General features: G+C 49.4%; 19 protein-coding genes and 1 riboswitch. All 19 genes read left to right on the plus strand.

The features are described from left to right. Positions 1 to 3 precede the first annotated feature (3 nt). The gene (gene pknB, locus CTH_RS05745; RefSeq protein ID WP_078664821.1) at positions 4 to 1,878 is read left to right on the plus strand and encodes a Stk1 family PASTA domain-containing Ser/Thr kinase; all 1,875 of its coding nucleotides are present in this window, start codon (positions 4 to 6) and stop codon (positions 1,876 to 1,878) included. A 10-nt stretch (positions 1,879 to 1,888) separates the two neighbouring features. Next, on the plus strand, positions 1,889 to 2,755 hold the full coding sequence (rsgA, locus tag CTH_RS05750) for a ribosome small subunit-dependent GTPase A (RefSeq protein WP_078664820.1): 867 nt from the start codon (positions 1,889 to 1,891) through the stop codon (positions 2,753 to 2,755). Between the two features lie 2 nt (positions 2,756 to 2,757). Continuing rightward, positions 2,758 to 3,411 carry a ribulose-phosphate 3-epimerase gene (gene rpe / locus CTH_RS05755; RefSeq protein ID WP_078664819.1) on the plus strand — a complete coding sequence of 218 codons (654 nt, stop codon included), beginning with the start codon at positions 2,758 to 2,760 and terminating at the stop codon, positions 3,409 to 3,411. Between the two features lies 1 nt (position 3,412). Further along, positions 3,413 to 4,438 carry a histone deacetylase family protein gene (locus tag CTH_RS05760; RefSeq protein ID WP_079906627.1) on the plus strand — a complete coding sequence of 342 codons (1,026 nt, stop codon included), beginning with the start codon at positions 3,413 to 3,415 and terminating at the stop codon, positions 4,436 to 4,438. Positions 4,439 to 4,499: 61 nt separating this feature from the next. Continuing rightward, a riboswitch (FMN riboswitch) is annotated at positions 4,500 to 4,644 on the plus strand. A gap of 105 nt (positions 4,645 to 4,749) precedes the next feature. Beyond that, positions 4,750 to 5,859 carry a bifunctional diaminohydroxyphosphoribosylaminopyrimidine deaminase/5-amino-6-(5-phosphoribosylamino)uracil reductase RibD gene (ribD, locus tag CTH_RS05765; protein WP_078664817.1) on the plus strand — a complete coding sequence of 370 codons (1,110 nt, stop codon included), beginning with the start codon at positions 4,750 to 4,752 and terminating at the stop codon, positions 5,857 to 5,859. A 2-nt stretch (positions 5,860 to 5,861) separates the two neighbouring features. After that, on the plus strand, positions 5,862 to 6,518 hold the full coding sequence (locus CTH_RS05770) for a riboflavin synthase (protein ID WP_078664816.1): 657 nt from the start codon (positions 5,862 to 5,864) through the stop codon (positions 6,516 to 6,518). Between the two features lie 21 nt (positions 6,519 to 6,539). Continuing rightward, positions 6,540 to 7,742, plus strand: a complete 1,203-nt coding sequence (locus tag CTH_RS05775) for a bifunctional 3,4-dihydroxy-2-butanone-4-phosphate synthase/GTP cyclohydrolase II (RefSeq protein WP_078664873.1) — start codon at positions 6,540 to 6,542, stop codon at positions 7,740 to 7,742. Between the two features lie 24 nt (positions 7,743 to 7,766). After that, positions 7,767 to 8,240, plus strand: coding sequence for a 6,7-dimethyl-8-ribityllumazine synthase (ribH, locus tag CTH_RS05780; protein WP_078664815.1), 474 nt, complete (start codon positions 7,767 to 7,769; stop codon positions 8,238 to 8,240). 145 nt (positions 8,241 to 8,385) lie between these two features. Next, positions 8,386 to 9,885, plus strand: coding sequence for a hypothetical protein (locus CTH_RS05785; protein WP_078664814.1), 1,500 nt, complete (start codon positions 8,386 to 8,388; stop codon positions 9,883 to 9,885). Between the two features lie 73 nt (positions 9,886 to 9,958). Continuing rightward, positions 9,959 to 11,131, plus strand: a complete 1,173-nt coding sequence (locus CTH_RS05790; protein ID WP_278307751.1) for a D-alanyl-D-alanine carboxypeptidase family protein — start codon at positions 9,959 to 9,961, stop codon at positions 11,129 to 11,131. Positions 11,132 to 11,221: 90 nt separating this feature from the next. Beyond that, the gene (locus CTH_RS05795; RefSeq protein ID WP_143311784.1) at positions 11,222 to 13,942 is read left to right on the plus strand and encodes a sigma-54-dependent transcriptional regulator; all 2,721 of its coding nucleotides are present in this window, start codon (positions 11,222 to 11,224) and stop codon (positions 13,940 to 13,942) included. Continuing rightward, entirely contained in the window at positions 13,943 to 14,260 is a 318-nt protein-coding gene (locus CTH_RS05800) for a PTS sugar transporter subunit IIB (protein WP_078664811.1), read from the plus strand. A 3-nt stretch (positions 14,261 to 14,263) separates the two neighbouring features. Then, positions 14,264 to 15,550 (plus strand): PTS sugar transporter subunit IIC, encoded by a 1,287-nt coding sequence (locus CTH_RS05805; RefSeq protein ID WP_078664810.1) that lies wholly within the window; start codon positions 14,264 to 14,266, stop codon positions 15,548 to 15,550. A 128-nt stretch (positions 15,551 to 15,678) separates the two neighbouring features. Beyond that, a complete protein-coding gene (locus CTH_RS05810; protein WP_159071851.1) occupies positions 15,679 to 16,701 on the plus strand; it encodes a sugar ABC transporter substrate-binding protein in 1,023 nt (340 codons plus the stop codon). An 82-nt stretch (positions 16,702 to 16,783) separates the two neighbouring features. Further along, positions 16,784 to 18,304, plus strand: coding sequence for a sugar ABC transporter ATP-binding protein (locus tag CTH_RS05815; RefSeq protein ID WP_079906633.1), 1,521 nt, complete (start codon positions 16,784 to 16,786; stop codon positions 18,302 to 18,304). Continuing rightward, positions 18,285 to 19,355, plus strand: a complete 1,071-nt coding sequence (locus tag CTH_RS05820; RefSeq protein WP_078664807.1) for a sugar ABC transporter permease — start codon at positions 18,285 to 18,287, stop codon at positions 19,353 to 19,355. The genes CTH_RS05815 and CTH_RS05820 overlap by 20 nt, the downstream gene beginning before the upstream one ends. A 135-nt stretch (positions 19,356 to 19,490) precedes the next feature. Further along, complete coding sequence (locus tag CTH_RS05825; RefSeq protein WP_159071852.1) at positions 19,491 to 20,420, plus strand: CoA transferase; 930 nt, start codon at positions 19,491 to 19,493, stop codon at positions 20,418 to 20,420. Positions 20,421 to 20,523: 103 nt separating this feature from the next. Further along, on the plus strand, positions 20,524 to 20,856 hold the full coding sequence (locus CTH_RS05830) for an STAS domain-containing protein (RefSeq protein WP_242946609.1): 333 nt from the start codon (positions 20,524 to 20,526) through the stop codon (positions 20,854 to 20,856). 13 nt (positions 20,857 to 20,869) lie between these two features. Then, positions 20,870 to 21,316 carry an anti-sigma F factor gene (gene spoIIAB / locus CTH_RS05835; RefSeq protein WP_078664804.1) on the plus strand — a complete coding sequence of 149 codons (447 nt, stop codon included), beginning with the start codon at positions 20,870 to 20,872 and terminating at the stop codon, positions 21,314 to 21,316. Positions 21,317 to 21,324: the final 8 nt, after the last annotated feature.

A 21,324-nucleotide genomic window follows, 5' to 3' on the forward strand; every position in this document is an offset into this window, starting at 1 on the left:
ACCATGGAACTGATAGGCAGAGTAATAGCAGGCCGTTATCATGTAGAGGAGCTGTTAGGTGGCGGCGGCATGGCAGTAGTATATCGGGCTCATTGTCGCTATTTGCAGCGGGATGTTACCATTAAAATCCTGCGCCCGCAGTATTCTGATGATGCTGATTTTGTAGAACGCTTTCGGCGGGAAGCCCAGGCGGTGGCCCGTTTGTCTCACCCCAATATTGTCAATGTCTTTGATGTAGGTCAGGACGGAATTATCCACTATATCGTAATGGAATATATTGATGGCATCACCTTGAAAAGATATATCCGGGAAAAGGGCCCGCTGGCACCGGTGGAAGCGGTAGATATAGCCCGGCAGATCTGTGCGGCTTTGGTCCATGCCCATGCCAGTGGGATTGTGCATCGGGATATCAAGTCAGGTAATATCCTCATTGCCAAAGATGGAAGGGTAAAAGTCACTGATTTCGGCATCGCCCGCTCCACAACCGATGTTACTGTGACCCAAACCGGGACGATTGTAGGCTCAGTCCATTATATTTCCCCTGAACAGGCTCGAGGAGAACCGGCCTCTTTTCAGTCTGACCTTTACTCGGTGGGGGTCGTGCTGTTTGAAATGCTGGCCGGGCGGCTGCCATATGAGGGAGAATCGCCAATTGCAGTAGCCATGAAACATATGGGGGATCAGCCTCCCTCTCTATCCAAGCTGAATCCTGCCGTTAGCCCGGAGCTGGAGATGGTGGTTCGGCGGGCAATGGCCAAAGACCGGGCGCGCCGCTATGCCAGTGCGGAGGAGATGCTGGAGGACCTGAGGACAGTCCTCATAGGCCAAATTAGTGAACAGACGAAAAAACTGATGCTGGATGAAAATCCAACCATGGTTTTGCCCCGGGATGAACTGAAACAGGCTCTGGGTAAGCAGCAGGCTGCCAGGGAAAAGAAAAATAAACGTAAACTCTGGGCTTGGCTGGCTATTCTGGTTACCCTGTTAATTCTCGGGGGAGCTGGCTATTTTCTGCTTTTACCCAAAACGGTGGAAGTGCCGGATTTGACCAATTTGACAGTAGAAGAGGCAGAACAGCGCTTAAAGCCAGCTCATTTGCAACTGGAAGTGCTGGGGCGGGAATATAGTGACACCATTGCGGAGAACCGGATAATCAGTCAACGGGAAAAGCCCGGGACTGAAGTGCGGGAAGGGCAGGCTATTGGTGTAATTGTCAGTGTAGGAGTGGAAAAGGTGAATGTGCCTGATCTTTCAGGCCAGGATAAGGAAGATGCTCGTCTGGCCCTGGAAAAGGCAGGGTTAGCTCTGGGGACGATTGATTACCAGTACAGTGATGAATATGAAAAGGATACAGTTATTTCCCAGAACCCGGCTGCTGGTGAACAAGTCCCCCGCCAGACTGCAGTAAATCTGGTGGTCAGCAAGGGTAAAAAACCGGTGTTGCTGAAAATGCCCAATGTTACCGGGTTAAGCCTTACTGCTGCCAGGGCAGCCCTGGAAGCCATGGGCCTGAAAGTACCGGAGGAAAATATTACTCAGGAAGCCAGTACGGACTTTTTCCCTGGGACAGTTATCAGTCAGGAGCCTCAGCCGGGGACAGAAACGGAAAAGGGTAGCAGTGTCAAACTGAAAGTAAGCGCCGGTCCTGGACCTCAGCCTCAGCAAATTTCTATTTCGGTAAACATCCCCGGGGCAGGTGAGCCCCACCAGGTCTCCATCAAAGTAGTGGATAACAAGAGCCCGGAAGGCAGACAGGAGTTTATTGGCAGTGGCACCGGGGGTTCCACTCTGGTGGTGCCGATCAGATACTACGGTAAAGCTAAAGCTTTGATTTTCATTGATGGACAAAAATCAGAAGAACAGGAACTAACCCCATAGGAGGACGGTTATGGAGACAGGAATAGTGCTGAAAGGAATAGGCGGCTATTACTATGTCCGCGTTGGAGATACTGTCTACGAATGCCGTCTGCGGGGCAAATTCCGCAAACTGCAACAAACGGCTCTGGTAGGGGATGAGGTAAAGATAACCTCTTTAAACCGGGAACAGGGGGTAATTGAGGAAATTTTGCCCCGCCGTAACGCTCTCATCAGGCCCCCTATCGCTAATGTAGATCAGGCTTTGCTAGTTTTTGCCGCCGCCAACCCTGACCCTAACCGCTTATTGATCGACCGCTTATTAGTACAGGTCAGTGCGGAAGGAATTCATCCCCTACTGGTAATTAATAAAGGGGACTTGGATCCGGAGGGCGCACAACGGCTGACTGCTCTCTACCGGGCGGCCGGGTTTACGACATTGATTACCAGTGCTGTAACCGGGCAGGGGTTACCGGAATTAAAACAGCATCTGGCTACCCGGGTGTCAGTAATCTGCGGGCCATCTGGAGCGGGCAAATCCAGCCTGATCAATGCTCTGGCCCCCGGCCTTTCCCTGAAAACCGGGGAAGTTAGTGATAAAATCGGACGGGGGCGGCATACTACCAGGCATGTGGAGTTGCTGACCGTAGGGGAGGGCTGGCTGGCTGATACGCCTGGTTTTAGCTCTTTGAGTCTTCATAATGTTAATAGTAAAGAACTGGCCCATTTTTATCCCGATTTTTTGCCCTATATGCAATGCCGTTTCCCCGGCTGCATGCACCGGGCTGAACCTGATTGTGGAGTGCGACTGGCAGTAGAGCAGGGGCTGATCGACCAGACGCGCTACCATAATTACCTGGAATTGCTGGAAGAAGTGCTGGAACAGGAGAGGAGGTACTAGTCTTGGTTCAGATCGCCCCATCCATATTGTCAGCGAATTTTGCCAACCTCTGGGCCCACGTGGCACAGGTAGAAGCTGCTGGTGCGGAAATGCTGCATATCGATGTCATGGATGGACATTTTGTCCCTAACATTACCATTGGTCCGCTGGTGGTACAGGCCTTGCGGGATAAAAGCCGGATGACTTTCGATGTTCACCTGATGATCACCAACCCGGACCAGTTTATTGGAGAATTTGTGAAGGCCGGTGCCGATATTATTTCCGTACATGCGGAAGCCTGTACCCATTTACATCGGACCCTGCAAACCATTCGTAATCATGGTATCAAGGCAGCTGTCGCTTTGAATCCGGCTACACCTCTGACAGTGATTGAATATGTTTTACCTTATCTGGACATGGTCTTGCTGATGACTGTGAATCCGGGATTTGGCGGACAGCGTTTTATTCCGGAAATGGTGGAAAAGATTGAACGGCTTAATACCTGGCGGCGCGAAAGAAAGCTGAATTTTACCATTCAGGTTGACGGGGGCATTAACCAGGAAACTGCGCCCTTGGTGGTCAAAGCCGGAGCTGATATCCTGGTGGCCGGGTCCTATATTTTCGGTGCTGCCGACATCTCGACAGCAATCCGCAGTTTGCGGGAAAGGTGCGGGTAAAATGACAGAACCCCTACTCTTGCTTTATGATGAGATTTTTCTGAAACACGAGACCGATTCCCTGGAACATGGTAGCCGCTTGCAGGCTATTGTCGGGGAGCTGAAGGAGTACGGATTGTGGGAAAAAGTACCCCGCAGGCGGCCCCGTCAGGCCAGTCGGAGTGAGGTGTTGCTGGCTCATCCCCATGAATACCTGGAAGCATTGCAGGCATTCTGTGCCGCTGGCGGAGGCGTCTGGGCAGAAGATACTGTTGTTGACCGGGATACTTATGATGTTGCTCTGCGGGCAGTGGGTGCGGTGCTGGACGGGATCGATGCAGTCATGAAGGGTGTCTATCACCGTGCGCTGGCTCTGGTGCGGCCGCCGGGACACCATGCTGCCGCTTTGCGGGGAGGGGGCTTTTGTGTCCTTAACAACCTGGCCATAGGGGCCAACTATGCCCGGCAGGAGTATGGGCTAAACCGTATTGCCATTTTAGACTGGGATGCTCATCATGGCAATGGTTTACAGTCGTTTTTTTACTCTGATTCGGAAGTGCTATACATTTCTTTGCACCAGGATGGCTTATATCCCTATACTGGCTGGGCAACAGAAACAGGCGACGAACGGGGGAAAGGCTTTAACATCAATATTCCTCTGCCGAAAGATACAGGGGATACGGGCTACTACTATGCCATGCATAAAATTATTTTGCCGGTGTTAGAGCAATTCCAGCCCCAGCTTCTGCTGGTGGCGGCAGGATATGATGCCCATTTTGCTGACCCCCTTTCCAGTCTGGCCTTGACCAGTGAAGGATTTGGACAGCTGGCGAAAATGATCAAGCCCTGGCCTCTGGTGGCTGCGCTGGAGGGAGGTTATGATCCGGCTACAGTTGGCCACGCTGTGGCTGCTACAGTGGCCGTCTGGGGGGAGTTACCGGTGGCTGTCACCGACCCGGCGGCTCCTCCTTATGCTCCCGTGCGGCCTACCCAGCGTTTGCGCATCGATGATGCCTGGCAGATCCAGAAAAAATACTGGCGACTTTAAAAAGCCAGGGATTTCCTCCATTCCCTTGACAATCTTTTGTTGTAGAGGGTATAATCATTGTAAACTCCTTCGGGGATAGGTGAAATTCCTTACCGGCGGTAGGCAGCATAAGCTGCGAGCCCGCGAGCCGGCTCAGCCGGCAGATCCGGTGCGCCAGAAGGCAAGTCCGGAGCCGACAGTGACAGTCTGGATGGGAGAAGGAGGGCGAGCAAAACAGCCAGTAGTTACTGCACTGGCTGACTATTTAGTTTGCCCTTTTGCCCCGGGAGCGCTCCGGGGTTTTTTATTTGTGGGCCGAAGTGGTGATGAGGATGCGCGATGAAGAATATATGCGATTGGCTTTAGAACTGGCAGGGAGAGCCAGAGGTCGTACCAGTCCTAACCCGCTGGTGGGCTGTGTGATTGTCAAGGATGGGGAAATCATCGGAGAGGGTTATCATCAGAAGGCCGGCACACCCCATGCAGAAGTGCATGCCCTGCGGGAAGCAGGGGAACGGGCGGCTGGGGCCGATGTCTATGTAACCCTGGAACCCTGCTCCCATTATGGCCGTACTCCTCCCTGTGCTGATGCCCTGATTGCTGCAGGAGTGAGGAGAGTAGTTGCGGCCATGACTGACCCCAATCCCCTGGTAGCCGGGCGGGGATTGGCCCGGTTAAGGGAAGCGGGTATTCAGGTGGAAGTAGGTCTGCTGGAGAAAGAGGCCCGGAAGCTTAATGAGGGCTGGTTATACTATATTAGCCGGAAAATGCCTTTCGTGATCTGGAAGTATGCGATGACTCTGGATGGTAAAACCGCTACCCGCACCGGGGACAGTCGCTGGATTAGCAGTGAACAGTCCCGTTTGCTGGTACATCAGCTCAGGAATGAGGTAGATGGTATTCTGGTAGGCAGCGGGACGGTGCTGGCCGATGATCCTGCCCTTACTACCCGCTTACCGGAGGGCGGCAGGGATGCAGTTAGAATTGTGGTGGACAGCCACGGACGCACACCTCCGGGGGCCCAGGTCGTCCGGCTGGCGCAAATCTCAGCTGCTCCTACCCTGATTGCAACCACAGAACAGAGTTCTGTTACCTGGAGGCAGCAAATGCAGGCTGACGGGGTAGAGGTCCTGGTGCTGCCCGAACAGGCCGGGCGGGTTGATTTAACCGCTTTGCTGCAGGAGCTGGCCCGGCGGGGGCTGGTAAATTTGCTCCTGGAAAGTGGCGGTGAATTGGCCTGGTCCATGCTGGCGGCAGGGCTGATTCAAAAGGTCTATGCCTTTATTGCTCCTAAACTGGCAGGTGGGTTAATGGCTCCAACTCCTTTGCAAGGTGCGGGGATTGAGCGCATGGCAGCAGCCATTACCATGCAGCATGGAGAATGGCGACAAATCGGGCCGGATTTCCTTTACATTGGCTATCCCGCCCGGGAGGTGAAATAAGATTGTTTACAGGGATTGTAGAGGAGCTGGGAGAGGTAAGGGCTCTTAACAGAGGAGCCCGCTCGGCCAGGATAAAAATTGCAGCCCGTACGGTTCTGGAAGGGACCCGACTGGGAGATTCCATTGCAGTCAATGGGACTTGCCTGACTGTAACGGAACTGGGACCTGACTGGTTTATGGCTGATGTGATGGCTGAAACTCTGGACCGCACTAATCTGGGGGAACTGGGACCAGGCAGCCGGGTTAACCTGGAGCGGGCCCTGACTTTAAATACCCGCCTGGGTGGCCATCTGGTCAGTGGCCATGTGGATGGTGTAGGCACCATTATCGCTCAGGAGCGGGTGGATATCGCTCTCTTAACCACTATCAGCGCACCTGCAGGGGTTTTGCGCTATACTATTGAAAAAGGCTCCATTGCAGTAGATGGCATTAGTCTGACTGTTGTCAGTTTGATAGATAATGGTTTTCAAGTATCCCTGATTCCGGAAACAGTTAAACGCACCACTCTAGGCTTCAAAAAGGTAGGCGACCGGGTCAATTTGGAAGGGGACATCATTGGTAAATATATTGAACGCCTGTTAAAATTTCCACCGACATCTGAAAAACGGCAGTCTCAGTTAAGTATGGAATTTTTGGCGCAGCACGGTTTCCTGGAATAGAAGGGGAAAGGGATGAGGAAAATGGAAAAACAGTTTCACAGTATTGAAGAAGCTATTGCTGACATTCGGGCAGGAAAAATGATAATAGTAGTGGATGATGAAGACCGGGAAAATGAAGGAGATCTGCTGATGGCGGCGGAAAAGGCCACCCCGGAAGCCATTAACTTCATGGCTACTTATGGCAAGGGATTGATTTGTGTTCCGATGGAAGGCAAGCGGCTGGATGAACTGGATTTGCCCCCTATGGTTACCCATAACACTGACCCCCATGGCACGGCCTTTACCGTTTCGGTGGATTTTAAGGATACTACTACCGGGATTTCCGCCCATGAACGGGCTCGCACTATTCAGGCCCTGCTGGATCCAGCCACTAAACCGGCGGATTTGCGGCGACCCGGTCATATTTTCCCCTTGCGCTATCGGGAAGGTGGCGTGTTGCGGCGGGCGGGCCATACCGAGGCTGCTGTGGACCTGGCCCGACTGGCCGGTCTTTATCCCGCAGGGGTAATATGTGAGATTATGAAAGAAGACGGGACTATGGCCCGGGTGCCGGAGCTGCTGGAATTTGCCCGGGAACATGGTTTGAAAATAATCACCATCGCTGACCTGATTCAGTATCGTCGTAAAACGGAAAAGCTGATTCAGCGAGTGGAGACCATCAGATTGCCCAACCGCTTTGGGGAATTCCAGGCCACTGCCTATGAAAGTTTGATTGATGGCCAGACCCATCTGGCTATTCATAAAGGAGACCTGACCGCACCTGGCCCGGTGCTGGTAAGGGTTCATTCCGAATGCCTGACAGGAGATGTATTTGGCTCTGCCCGTTGCGATTGCGGCGACCAGCTGGCAGCAGCTATGCGCATGATTGAGCGGGAAGGCCGCGGCGTGCTGCTCTATATGCGCCAGGAAGGGCGGGGCATTGGCTTGAAAAACAAAATCCTGGCCTATAAATTACAGGAACAGGGGGCAGATACCGTTGAGGCCAATGAGGCCCTGGGTTTTCCGGCTGATTTGCGGGATTATGGTATAGGGGCTCAGATTCTGGCTGATCTGGGTTTAAAGCAAATCCGCCTGATGACCAATAACCCCCGGAAAATCAAAGGCCTGGAGGGTTATGGTCTGGAGATTGTAGAAAGGGTGCCCATTGAGATCGAGCCCTGTGACTATAATGAGCGCTACCTTAGCACTAAAAAGTCCAAATTAGGGCACATGTTGTCCTTCTAAATAATTTTTGAAAGGAGCAAGAACATGGCATATCAGTTATTGGAAGGTAAATTGCTGGCCCAGGACCTTAAATTTGCCATTGTAGTAGGCCGCTTTAATGAGTTCATCACCAACAAACTGCTGGGCGGGGCTTTAGATGCCATTAAACGCCATGGCGGTAAAGAAGAAGAAGTAACAGTAGCCTGGGTGCCGGGAGCATTTGAGATTCCCCTGGTAGCCCAAAAACTGGCGGCCTGTGGCCAATATGATGCAGTCATCTGTCTGGGGGCGGTTATTCGCGGTTCTACTCCCCATTTTGATTATGTAGCGGCTGAAGTGGCCAAAGGGGTGGCCAAAGTGGGACTGGATACCGGCAAACCTGTGATTTTCGGTGTCCTGACCACTGATACCATTGAACAGGCCATTGAACGGGCAGGCACCAAAGCTGGAAACAAGGGGTATGAGGCTGCGGTTACTGCTATTGAAATGGCCAATTTGTTGAAGCAAATGCAGGAATGAACCAGGCCGGTTTTACCGGTCTGTTTTTTTTAAGCAGGAATTGTGAAAAAAATGTCGTATAAAGTAAATTAGAGGAGGTGAAGTAAAGAGGTGTAATTTTGTCGAAAGGTTGACAAAAATTCAAAACAGTAGAGGAGGGAGCGAAATGTTCAAAAACAGAAAGGCAGGCATAATGGGATTTGCTCTGTTAGTTGCGTTTGCAGTAGGCAGCGGTACAGGTTGGGCCAGTACTGCCTATCTGAGCAAAGTACCCAGCAGTTTGCCAAAAAGCTGTACTACCTGTCATACAACAAATATACCACAATTGAACGAGACAGGTAAGAAATTCCTGAGCGCTGGAAGAAGTTTCTCTTTCTTGCAAAGTACAAAGACTACAACAACCAGGACAACAGTAACTAAAACAACCTCTACAACTAAAAAATCAACCAAAAAATCAAGCAAAAAACAACCAGTAAAACAAACTGCAGCTAAACCACAACCAGCTAAACCGCAACCAATCAAACCGACACCGCCGCCCAAACCAGCTTTTGATCCGGTAGCTTTCAACTATCAGGCCTGGGCAAGCAGCAAGCACAGCCAGCTGGTAGAGGAAGGGCCCGATAAATCAATTTGGCCCAATAACCGGGGTGGGACTTATAACTGTGCCAAGTGCCACACTACTGAAGGATTTAAAGCCTATATTACTGATGTAAAAAGCAATCCAGCTACTTTTGAAGCGGTATATGGTAATGCCAGCATCACCTTGAAACCTTATGGTCCTTATCCCAATGCCAAAGCGGTAGCAGCTTGTGATGCCTGCCATGACAACAAGGGGCTGCGGATTACTGGTATGGTGGGATTGCAAACTGTGGCAGTTCCAGGACAACCCGGTGCTGATAAACCATTTATGATGGTTAATGCCGGTAAAGCGGCCGCCTGTTTTGTCTGCCATGATTATCGCAAGGCTCCATCTTTCCCCAGGGACTTGAATGCACCTGGGGTAGCCATCCGTGGACCTCACGCCGCTGCCCAGAGTGAATTGCTGCTAGGTTTTGGTGGAGCAGAAGTAACAGGTGAAAAATATCAATCTTCCCCGCATGCTGCTATACCTAATGCCTGTGTCACCTGCCATATGGCAAAAAGCAATGTACCTGGTCTGGGTGGTCACACATTTAAGGTTGCAGCCAGAGATGCCAGCGGTAAATTGATTAAATCAAATCTTAATGCCTGTACTGCCTGTCATCCGGGCCTGAATACTATTAACCGTCAGGCTCTGGGCGATTATGACGGGGACAGGAAAATCGAAGGGATTCAGGATGAAATCAAAGGTTTGATCGCTGTGCTGGAAGAAGCTATTAATGAGAAACTGGGTTATCCTGAAGCCCATGCTGTCAGTACCGGTGGTCAAATCATTATCTACACTGATATGAAGCATACTGACTCTTTAACACATAAGTTTGAAAATAACAAATGGGTAGTGGATACAACCAAACCTTACTGGACTAACCCTGCAGCAAAAGAAATCTATAATGCTCTTTTCAATATCTTCTTTATTGAGGATGAAGGATCTTATGGGATTCACAACCCTGTTTATGCAGTACAGCTTCTGCAAAAATCCTATAAAGAACTAACTGGTCATGATGTACCTAATGCCAGAATTCGTTAAAATCTAAGGTATATTTCCCCCTTTCTGCCACATAATAATGTTGTACAAGCATGTGGCAAAGGGGGTTCTTTTTATGTGGAAGAAAATGATTATCTGGATAACAGCATTTACACTGCTTTTTCCGGCTGCAGCCGGTGCTGCAAAGATAAAAACTGGTCAGCAGCCTGCACAGCCGGTGGTTCAACTGGAGACTACAGCACAATCAGCCGTTTTGATGGAAGCTAATAGTGGACAGATTCTCTATGAAAAAAATATGCATCAGGCCTTGCCGCCGGCCAGTGTAACTAAAATCATGACTTTGCTGGTGGCTGTAGAGGCTGTGGAACAGGGCAAAGTAAAACTGGAAGACCGGATTAAGGCAAGCGAAAATGCTGCCGGCATGGGTGGATCCCAGATCTATCTTGAACCCGGGGAAGAAATGACACTAAAAGACCTGCTGATTTCGATAGCTGTTGGTTCTGCCAATGATGCCTGTGTAGCAGTGGCGGAGCATGTTGCCGGTTCCCATGAGGCTTTTGTGGAAATGATGAACCAGAAGCTTAAGGATCTGGGTCTGAAGGACAGTAAGTTTGTCAATGCTTATGGTTTGCCTGCTGAAGGTCATGTCGCTTCTGCTTATGACCTGGCTATGATCCTCCGGGAAGGGATGAAACATCCCCTCTTCCGGGAATTGACCTCTATTAAGGAATATGACCTCCGGGGTGGTGAATTTAAGTTATATAATACCAATAAGCTGCTCTGGTGGTATAATGGTGCTGATACAGGCAAAACGGGCTGGACCACTGAAGCCAAATACTGCCTGGCTTCTTCGGCCCAGCGGGATGGCTTGCGCCTGATTGCAGTGGTGATGGCAACCCCCGAGCCTCGCAGCCATTTCCGGGAATCTATCAAGCTGTATAATTATGGGTTTGCCCGATATAAGGCCGTTAATATCAGTCAGGCTGGGCAGGTTCAGGGTGTTATCCCGGTAAGTAAAGGCCAGGTCAAACAGGTAAAAGCTGTAAGCCAGGAACCGGTAGTAATGGTGGTGGAAAAAGGCCAGGAGAAAAAAGTAACCTATAAGGTAGAAATTCCTGCTCGAGTTCAGGCTCCGATTAAGAAGGGGCAGAAAATTGGTAAACTAATCATAATGTTTGAAGGTCAACCAGTAAAAATTGTGGATTTGGTGGCTGCGAGGGAAGTAGAGGCAGCTACCTTAAATCAGCATTTTGGTGCCATCTGGCAAAAAGCCACAGGAATTAAATAAGATAAATACTGGGTTTAAAAGGGTTTTGTTGTGGTCAATCAGCAAAACCCTTATAATATTTTTAAGAGTAAAAAGGAAAAGGTGTGGAGTATGAAACGCCAGGAATTAATCTTGAATTACCTGAAAGAGATGATTGGCCAATTTCCTCAGGGCCTAAGTGCAGGTGAAATTGCTGGAGCACTGGGTTTAGAGCGGGCCAATGTCAGCCGGGAATTAAATGAGGCGGTAAGAAAAGGCATACTGGGTAAAAGCAGTGGCAGACCAGTCAGGTATTTTTATCTGGCAGCTTCAGAACAGCAAAAGAATAGGATGGGTGCAACCGATGCTTTCCAGAGATTGATCGGAGCGGAACAAAGCCTGGAACAGGCTGTCTTGCAGGCTAAAGCTGCCATTTTGTATCCCCCGCAGGGGCTACACTGTCTTCTGATTGGGCCTACCGGTGTGGGTAAAACCCAGTTTGCTGAGACAATGTACCGGTTCGCCCTGGAAAAAGGAGTATTACCACCCACCGCGCCTTTTGTTTCCTTTAATTGCGCTGATTATGCCCATAATCCTCAGCTACTGCTGGGGGTACTTTTTGGGGTGAAGAAAGGAGCCTACACCGGGGCGGAGAGGGATCAGGAAGGACTGGTAGCCAAAGCTCACGGCGGGATTCTGTTCCTTGATGAAATCCATCGCTTGCCGGCAGAAGGGCAGGAAATGCTGTTCTATCTGCTGGACAAGGGACGCTATCGGCCGCTGGGGGAAACGGGGGAGTACAGGGAAGCCAGGGTTTTATTATTAGGGGCTACCACTGAAAATCCCCAGTCCCAGCTACTGTCCACTTTTTGCCGCCGGATTCCTATGTTGATTGAGTTGCCACCACTGGGGGAAAGAACCAGGGAAGAAAGATTATCACTGATTCGCAGCTTTCTTGAGGACGAGGCCCGAAGGATGCGACAGACCCTGGAAATTACCGAGGAAGCCGTTATGGCCCTTGCTTTATATGAACCCCGGGGAAATATCGGACAATTAAAAAGCGACATTCAGCTGGCCTGTGCCAAGGCTTTTTTGCATTTCGTCACAGATGGGGAAGAGCGGGTTAAAGTGGAGATTGGTGATTTGCCGGTGACTGTACGACAAAGTTTAGCGGAAAAAAGTGAGCAGGGAAGACAACTGCGCAGTTTGTTACTGGCCCAGCCTGCCTGGATTTTTGAGCCTGAGTCCAGGCAAAAGGGCCGAGTATTGCCGGCTGAACCAATTCAGGAACCGGATTTTTACCAGTTGATCAGTAAAAGGGTAAAAAGCCTGGCTGCCCGTAAACTGTCAGAACAGGAAATTCAACAGATCCTGTATAATGATATCGAAAGATATTTTCAGCGCTTACTGGCCGGTTTGCCGGAAAAGATTGATCAGATTATCCCATCCCAGTATCTTGAAAAAATATCCTTTCTGGTTGCCGAAGCGGAACTGGCCTTAGGACGCACCTTGCCAGCCCGGGTTTATTATGGAATAGCCATGCATTTGACTACAACCATAGAACATATAAAGAATGGCAAATCCATGCCCAGGACACCTATTGGTACCTGGGTGGAAGAGTATCCAGATGAGTTGAAGGCAGCGGAACAGATTATTGCTGCCCTGGAACAGGAAATGGGATTAAAATTTCCAGACGAAGAAGCCGCTCTGGTGGCGCTATTTTTAGCTTCGGAACGTAAACAGGAGGAAAAAAATCAGAGCGGGCAACCTGGAATTGTGGTACTCTGTCATGGCCGGGCTACAGCCAGCAGCATGGCAGAGGTTGCAGCGGAATTGCTGGGATTTCAGGAAATTCTGACCCTGGATATGCCTTTAACCATGAGTCCGGAAGAGGCCCTGGAACAGGCGACAGAACTGGTGCGTAAAGCAGACCAGGGCCTGGGAGTGGTACTCCTGGTAGATATGGGATCCTTTCTGGCTTTTGGAGAGATTATCAGTGAGCGGACCGGTATAGTTACTGAAGTAGTAGAGGGAGTAAATACGATGCTGGTCATGCAGGCTTTGCGTCTGGTACAAAAGGAAAAGCTTACTGCCCGCACTCTGGCAGCCAGATTGCGCAAAAGAGAACAGCCTGGGAGACAGACAAATAAAATTGTTGTTTCCGGTAGTGGACATAAGAGATTGGAAGGGGTGATTCTGGTAACCTGTTCTACTGGTGAAGGCAGTGCTCTTAAAATCAAGGCTTTACTGGAAGAAAAGTTGCCTGAACTGGCGGAAAGAAATATCAACTTGCTACCGGTAGGACCTCATAATCTGCAGGTTCCTGCGGGTAAACAGATTCTGGCTGTGGTAGGCAGTTTTCCCCTGCCAGAACTGCAGGTGCCCTTTATTTCCATTGATCGCATTCTTACAGCAGCAGGTTTAAGTCAGTTGCGCTGGTTAATCAACGGCGGAGAGCAGTTAAACTGGCTGGAGGCAGACTCTCAGGATCGTCAGCAATTGCTGGCTAAAATGGAAGAGACTCTGGCCAAGCACTTACGCTTTATTAACCCCTTACGGGCCTTACCTCTGGTCATTGACTGCCTGTCTCGCTATGAGCGGGAGATGGGGCGGCAGTTACCTGATGGTAACTGGGTAGGTTTGATAATGCACATTGTTTGCATGCTGGAAAGGAAAATCCAGAACAGATTGAACCTGCAAGAAGACGAGGTTTCGGGAAGTCAGATGGAACATCCGTTTCTGCAGTTGTTTCAGCCGGTACTGGCTGAATTTGATGTTAAGCTGACGGCCAGGGAAAAAGCCAATTTGCTGCATTTGCTGGAACAGGCCCTGCGGCAGAAGGAGGAAAAATAAATGAAACCAGTCCGTATCTTACTGGTATGCAGTTTTGGTATGTCAACCAGCTTACTGGTGGAAGCCATGCAGACTGAGGCTGAACTGCGCAAACTTACTGCTAAAATCGACTATATCGGCAGTAATGAAATCCATGACTACTGGGAGAGGACGGATGTTATCCTGCTGGGTCCACAGGTAGGTTATCTGCAAAAAACCTGGGCAGATAAGGGAAAGCCCCTGGCCGTCATACCCCCGCTAGCTTATGCTATGGCTGATGGTAAAGCGGCCCTGGATTTGGCTTTATCCTTAATCCAGCAGCAGAAGAGCGAGGAATAGGCTATGGTTAACTGGCTGGAACTAAAATTTCTGCCCTTTGCCGTGAAACTGGCGGAAAATCGCTATTTACAGGCTGTGCGTGATGCTTTTATTGGTTACGGTTTACCCATGATTTTACTGGGCTCTTTCTTTCTCCTGCTGGCCAATCCTCCCCTGCCGGCGGCCTGGCTGCCGCGGCAGTGGTTTCAGCTCAATACTACTCTACTGGTTATTTTCAATGCCACGTTCGGTCTGCTCAGTCTCTGGATTGCCTGGGGGACGGCCAACGCTTTAGCAGCCTATTATCGTCTGGACCGAGAGAGGATTGCCCTGACAGCGACAGCGGTTTTTGTGGCAGGCAGTTTTCCAGCTCGGCCAGTGGTTGCTACCGTAGAGAACTGGCTCACTGAACTTGGTCCGCAGGGTTTACTGTTTGCAGTGCTCTGTGCCATTTTGACTGTGGAAATATTTCGCTGGTTTCAGCAAAAAGGCTGGTTACTGCGTTTGCCCAAAGGGGTTCCGGCCGGGATAGCCCGCACCCTGGCCATTTTGTTGCCGGCTGGATTTGTTTTAACCCTGATCTGGTTAAGCAGGTTGCTGCTGGCTGTTGGATTAGGACAGGCTGATTTAACCTGGTCAGCGGCTGTGCGTCAGTTGATTACCCCTCTGGTTAGGGCCTCAGATACTTACTGGTCTGCTTTACTGCAGATTCTGGTGATGATGTTGCTCTGGAGTGTTGGCCTGCACGGTATGAACCTGGTTTCGGCCATTGCCTATCCCCTCTGGGCAGCCAATCTCAGTGAGAATTTTAGCTGGTCTCTGGCACAGCCAGGCACTGTATTGCCACATATTGTAACTGAGCCTTTCTATCATATTTTTGCCCACCTGGGTGGTTCAGGGGCGACGATGCCTCTGGTAATATATTTGCTGAAAAGCAAAAGCAAGACCTTACGTCAGGTAGGACGGGTTGCCTTATTACCGGCCCTGTTCAATATCAATGAGCCGATAACTTTTGGGGTGCCGTTGGCATTAAACCCGGTAATGATTATTCCTTTTATCCTGGCCCCAGCGATGATTGTAACTGTGAATTACTGGGCCATGGCCTGGGGCTGGGTAGCCAGGCCTTTGTATCAATTGCCTTTTACTGTACCGGTCTTATTCAGCGGGTATTTGAGCAATGGGCATATTAGCGGTACTGTGTTACAAGCAGTGGATTTGTTACTGGCAGCATTGATTTATTGGCCGTTTTTTCGCTTGTGGGAAACAAAAGTATTACACACTGAGGCTGAACAGTCTGACACACTAAAATGAAGTGTGTTAAAAAGCCTGTCCCTGAACAAAAAAGCCGCTGGGACAGGCTTTTTTCTGTTTTGGCACGCTCCTTGCTTAATATTAGGCTGGCAGGCAACAACAAGCAGAAGAAAAAAGGAGGGTCCTGGATGTCCAAATTCATGAAGCGAATCGCTCTACTGCTGGCACTATTAATTGGTTTCAGCGCCCTGGCCGGTTGTGGTAATACCAATAATGCTGGAAACAGCGGGGACAACCAGCCAGAAAAGAAGAAAATTAAAATCGGTGTTTCTGTCGCTACCATGCAGGAAGCTGTTTATACCTTTATGAAAAAGGCCATGGAAGACAATGCTGCTGCTAACAATGCGGAAATCATCTGGACTTCTGCAGATAACAAGGAAGAAAAGCAATTATCTGATGTCGAAAGTTTGCTGTCGCAGGGAATCGATGTTTTGATTTTGCATGCTGTTAACACTGGCGCTGCTGCTTCTCTGGTAGCCAAGGCTGAGGCTGCCGGGGTACCTGTAGTGGCTATGGACCGTCTCCCGGAAAATGCCAAAGTGGCCCTGTATGTAACTGCTGACTCCAGGCAGGTTGGTCGGATTCAGGCTCAGTATCTGGCCGAACAGCTGGGTGGTAAAGGGAATGTTATCATCCTGGAAGGGGAAGCTGGCAATGGCGTGGCCCGGGACATTACTGCCGGTAACAAGGAAGTACTGGCCAAGTATCCCGACATCAAAGTCGTAGTGGATCAGGCTCACAAAGGCTGGGCCCGGGACCTGGCCATGAATACTGTAGAAACTGCTCTGACCCAGTACAATAACAATATTCAAGGCATTCTGGCCAATAACTCCGGTATGGCTATGGGTGCAGTTCAGGCCTTGAAGAATAAAGGACTGGCTGGCAAGGTGGTAACTATCGGTTCTGATGCTGATGAAGACGCATGTAAAGCGATTAAAGCCGGGGAGCTGTCCGCTGATGTGGACAAAAAGCCCTATGAATTAGGGAAGGCCTCCTTCCTGGCTGCTGTAGAACTGGCTCAGAAGAAAACTCCTGCCAGTGATACCACAATTAAGAACGGTGACTTTGAAGTGCCTGTGAAACTGACTCCTGTTGAGCTTATTAAAAAGGATAATGTCGATACTATGAAATATCGCTGGCCCAATCTGTAAGGCCAAGAACCGCGGATAGAAAATCCGGCTGCCTGCCTTTCTTTCCGCGGTGTCTTTTTTGAGAAAAATAGGTGGTGAGAAAATGAAGAAAATCCTGGAAATGCGCCAGATCGAAAAAAGTTTTGGTAAAGTGAAAGTTCTGAAAGGAGTTAATTTAACTGCCTATCGGGGCGAAGTACTGGCTTTGATGGGGGAAAATGGGGCAGGTAAATCCACCTTAATGAAAATTCTCAGCGGTGTTTATCCTTATGGTAGCTATAGTGGTGAGCTGGTCATCAATGGCCAGATTTGCCAGTTTAACAGCACCAGAGATGCAGTTAAAGCCGGGGTTTCCATTATCCATCAGGAACTGAATCTTATCCCCGGTTTAAGTGTTATGGAAAATATTTTTCTGGGACGGGAGCCCAAAACAGCACCAGGCTTAATTGACTGGCAACAGATGCGTCAACTGACTGTGGAACTGCTGGAACGGGTAGGGATAACCCTGGAGCCGGAGGAACTGGTGGGTAACCTTAGTATTGGCCAGCAACAGCTGATTGAAATTGCCAAAGCCTTAAGTTTTTCTGCCGAAATCATTATTATGGATGAACCTACTTCTGCCTTGACTGATAGTGAAGTTGAGCAATTGTTCAACCTGATCCGTCTGCTGAAAAGCCAGGATAAAGCGATTATCTATATTTCCCATAAGATGGATGAAATTGATGTGATAGCAGACCGGGTGGAGGTTTTACGGGACGGGGAATCAGTAGGGGGAGGCATGAAAGCAGATCTGAGTCGGGATAAAATTATCAGCTTGATGGTTGGTCGCGACCTTACTGATTTGTACCCACGCCGGGAGAATAAACCCGGTGAAGTGATTCTGGAAATCGAAAGCCTGACGGTGCCGGGGGTATTAGAAACTTTGTCCCTGCAAGTGAGAAAAGGGGAAGTACTTGGTATAGCTGGTTTGATGGGCTCTGGTCGGACAGAATTGGCCCTGGCCCTGTTTGGAATTTACGGGAAGAGATTGACCGGAGAAATCCGTCTCAATGGTAAAAAACTTACCATTCAAAATCCACGGCAAGCGCTGGATAACGGGATAGCCCTGGTGACAGAGGACAGAAAAGTCAGCGGCCTGGTCCTGGGTATGTCAGTAGGTGAAAATTTGACTCTATCCTGTTTAGAACAGTTGAGCAACGCCCTGGGCATAATCAACCAGGAAAGAGAAAGGACTGTAATCAAAAATTACATTCAGGAATTGCGCATTAAAACGGCTGATGAAGATCTGGCTGTGGCCAACCTTAGCGGTGGTAATCAACAAAAAGTGGTACTGGCCAAAATGCTGGCCACCCAGCCCCGCATATTGATTTTGGACGAACCCACCCGGGGTGTGGATGTAGGGGCAAAGGCTGAGATCTATCAGATCATCAACCGTCTGGCTGCCAATGGAGTAGGCATAATCATGATCTCTTCCGAATTGCCAGAAATCATTGGTATGAGTGACCGGGTAGCGGTTATGGCTGATGGCAGTCTGGCGGGCATTCTGGAAAAAGAAGAAGTGACTCAGGAAAAAATCATGGCCTTGGCAACAGGAGGAAGACGCAATGAAAAAGAATCTGCATAAATACACGATCTTGCTGGTTCTACTGGCAATGGGAATTATTTCAACAGTAATTACTGATGGTGCTTTTGCCCGGCCAGAAAATATTATGAATCTGGCGGTACAGGTAGTTGTCAATGGCATACTGGCTGTGGGTATGACCCTGATCATTCTTACTGGCGGTATCGATCTGGGAGTAGGGTCGGTTATGGCCCTTATCGGGGTAGTTGTAGCCAAATTGCAGTTAACCTACCACTTTTCTACCTGGTCCTCTGTATTAATTTCCCTGGCTCTGGGTCTGGGGATTGGTCTCTGGAATGGCTTTTTCATCACCAAATTCAAACTCCCTCCGTTTATCGTAACGCTGGGCAGTATGACCATTGCCAGGGGTCTGGCTCTGGTTATCTCCAAAGGTAGTGCCATCGCTCCTGTCAACAATACCTTTGCTATGCTGGCGACCTGGCAGCTGCCTTCTCTGGTAGCCGTTGTCTTGACTGCCATTATTGGTGGTTTAATCCTGTTTAGAAATATCAGGAACAAACATTGGCTGGATGGCATAGCTACTGCATTGGTCACTTTATTTGTCATCTGGGTGCTTTTAAATAGCCGCGGCCTGCCTTTACCGGTTATTATTTTCGCCATTGTGGCCGCTCTGGGGATCTTTGTCCTGAAAAGAACTACCTTTGGCCGTTATCTTTATGCTTATGGAGGTAATGTTCAGGCTACCCGCCTTTCCGGGATAAACGTGGATAAACTACTGATCTGGGATTATGTCATTATGGGGGGGTTGGCAGCTCTGGCTGGCCTGGTCCTGGCCAGTCGCATGGCAGCCGGGGTTCCGACCGCCGGAAATATGGCGGAACTGGATGCCATCGCTTCTGTAGTTATCGGTGGTACTAGTTTGGCCGGAGGGGCTGGGGCAGTTGGTGGCTCCGTAATTGGAGCGTTCATCATTGGCTTGCTCAATAACGTTCTGGTCATTCTCAATGTGGAAGCAAACTATCAGTATATTATTAAAGGTTTTATTATCATGGGCGCTGTAATGCTGGATACTCTGAAACAGAAGCGGGGCTAGGGATGCTCCGCTTTTTTCATAAAACCCCTTGGAATTATTGGTTAACAGTTCTATAATTGATATTGGAGCAAAATGAAAAAGGAATCAGTTTTTGGAATGTGCAATTTTTCACAATCAAGGGTGGGAGGGGAAAATATGCTTGACGGGGTTACGGTGCTTGAACTGGCGGCAGTCCTGCCGGGGCGCTATGCGGGCAGGATTCTGGCTGACTTAGGAGCCCGGGTGGTCAGGGTGGTGGAGCCAGCCGGGCAGGAATATTTCCAGGGGACAGATCTGGGCAGAAACCTGAACGAAGGCAAGGAAACTGTTTTTCTGGACCTTAATGATCCTGAGCAACGACAATCTTTTTTTAACTATGTCTCAGAAGCTCAGGTCTTGCTCTGTAATTTTCGTCCGGAGCGCCTCAAAAAGCTGAACATTGAATATAAAGGATTGAAAAAATATCGGCCTGATTTGGTTTGTTGCCTGATTTCCGGTTTTGGTCAGAATAGCATCTATGGCAATCAGGGGGCTCATGATCTCAATTTCCAGGCGATGAGCGGCCTGCTGTTCGGACCTCATTTTCCAGTAAGTGCTTTAAGTGGTGCTCTCTGGGCCGTGATTGCAGTTCTGGCTGGACTATATCAGCAGCAAAAAACAGGGGAAGGAATTTTCCTTGATATTGCTATTTTAGCCGGAATGCTGGAGTGGTCGGGGCTTATAGCAGAGCAGAAAAATGTTCGTCCTACGGTGAACAACTGGATCTATGCGACCAAAGATGATGGTCAGGTTGCCATTTCAGCACTGGAACGACATTTCTGGCGGCGTTTTTGTGAGCGCCTGGCCAGGCCTGACTTGCTGGATTTTTATAATGTCCCTATAGCAGCGGACCACCCGGCATATATCACCCTGGTGGAGCTGTTTGCCAGCAAAACTCGTCAGGAATGGGAAGAGCTGCTGGCTGATGCTGATTGTTGTTTTAGCTCGGTTTTACCAGTTTCGGAAGCATTGACATCCTGTTATTTGCAGGAAAGAAGAAAAGGCTGGCCGCGAACTCTGGCAGTAAAGCTCTTTTCGGAACTTTAATAAGCGACAGCAAGTGACAAAATTAGTGGAATTATTTGGCAGGATTTTTGAAAATGACAACGAATATTATTAAATAAAAATGTACGGGAGAGGAGGACAAGCCTTGCGCCTGCTGCATAAAAAAATAGGGAATACTCTGGTGATTAGGCCGGAGGGAGAACTGGATATGTCTGTGGCTGAGCCATTTCGTCAAGGAGTAGACCAATTATTGGAACAGCATCCAGGCTGTGATTTGTGTCTGGATCTTGAAGCGGTCAGCTTTATTGATAGTTCGGGTTTAGGGGTGATTCTGGGACGCTATAAAAAACTGTCAGCTACCAGGTTAAAGATGTCCATTTGTTCACCCCGGCCTCCGGTCAAAAGAATTTTAGAGCTCTCAGGGGTAATGAGGATCATGCCTGTCTACGATTCACTGGAACAACTGGCACAAATGTAAGGGGGAGCGCACTGTGGAGAAAAAGAACTGGCTAAAAATTGAATTTCCTGCCCTGGCAGAAAATGTAGCCCTTGCCCGGGTGACTGTGGCAGCACTAGCAGCTCAACTGGATTTTACTCTGGCAGATATTGATGAAATCAAGGTGGCAGTTTCAGAAGCAGTTTCCAATGCTATAATCCACGGTTATGATAATGATGGCAGGCAATTAGTAGTGCTAGAAACTACCCTGTATGATCAGGGGATAGAAATCCGGGTCATAGACAGGGGTAAAGGTATAGCAGATTTAGCCCGCGCCATGGAGCCAGCTTATTCCAGCATGCCGGAGCGGATGGGATTGGGCTTTACTTTTATGAACTCCTTTATGGACAATTTACTGGTTGAGACCGCTGTCGGTCAGGGCACGACTGTGATTATGTTTAAAAAACTTACCGGCGGCGCTGAAGATCAGCCGGCCAGCTGATGGGGGCG

This window comes from Carboxydocella thermautotrophica (assembly GCA_003054495.1).
In the GTDB taxonomy this organism is placed as follows: domain Bacteria; phylum Bacillota.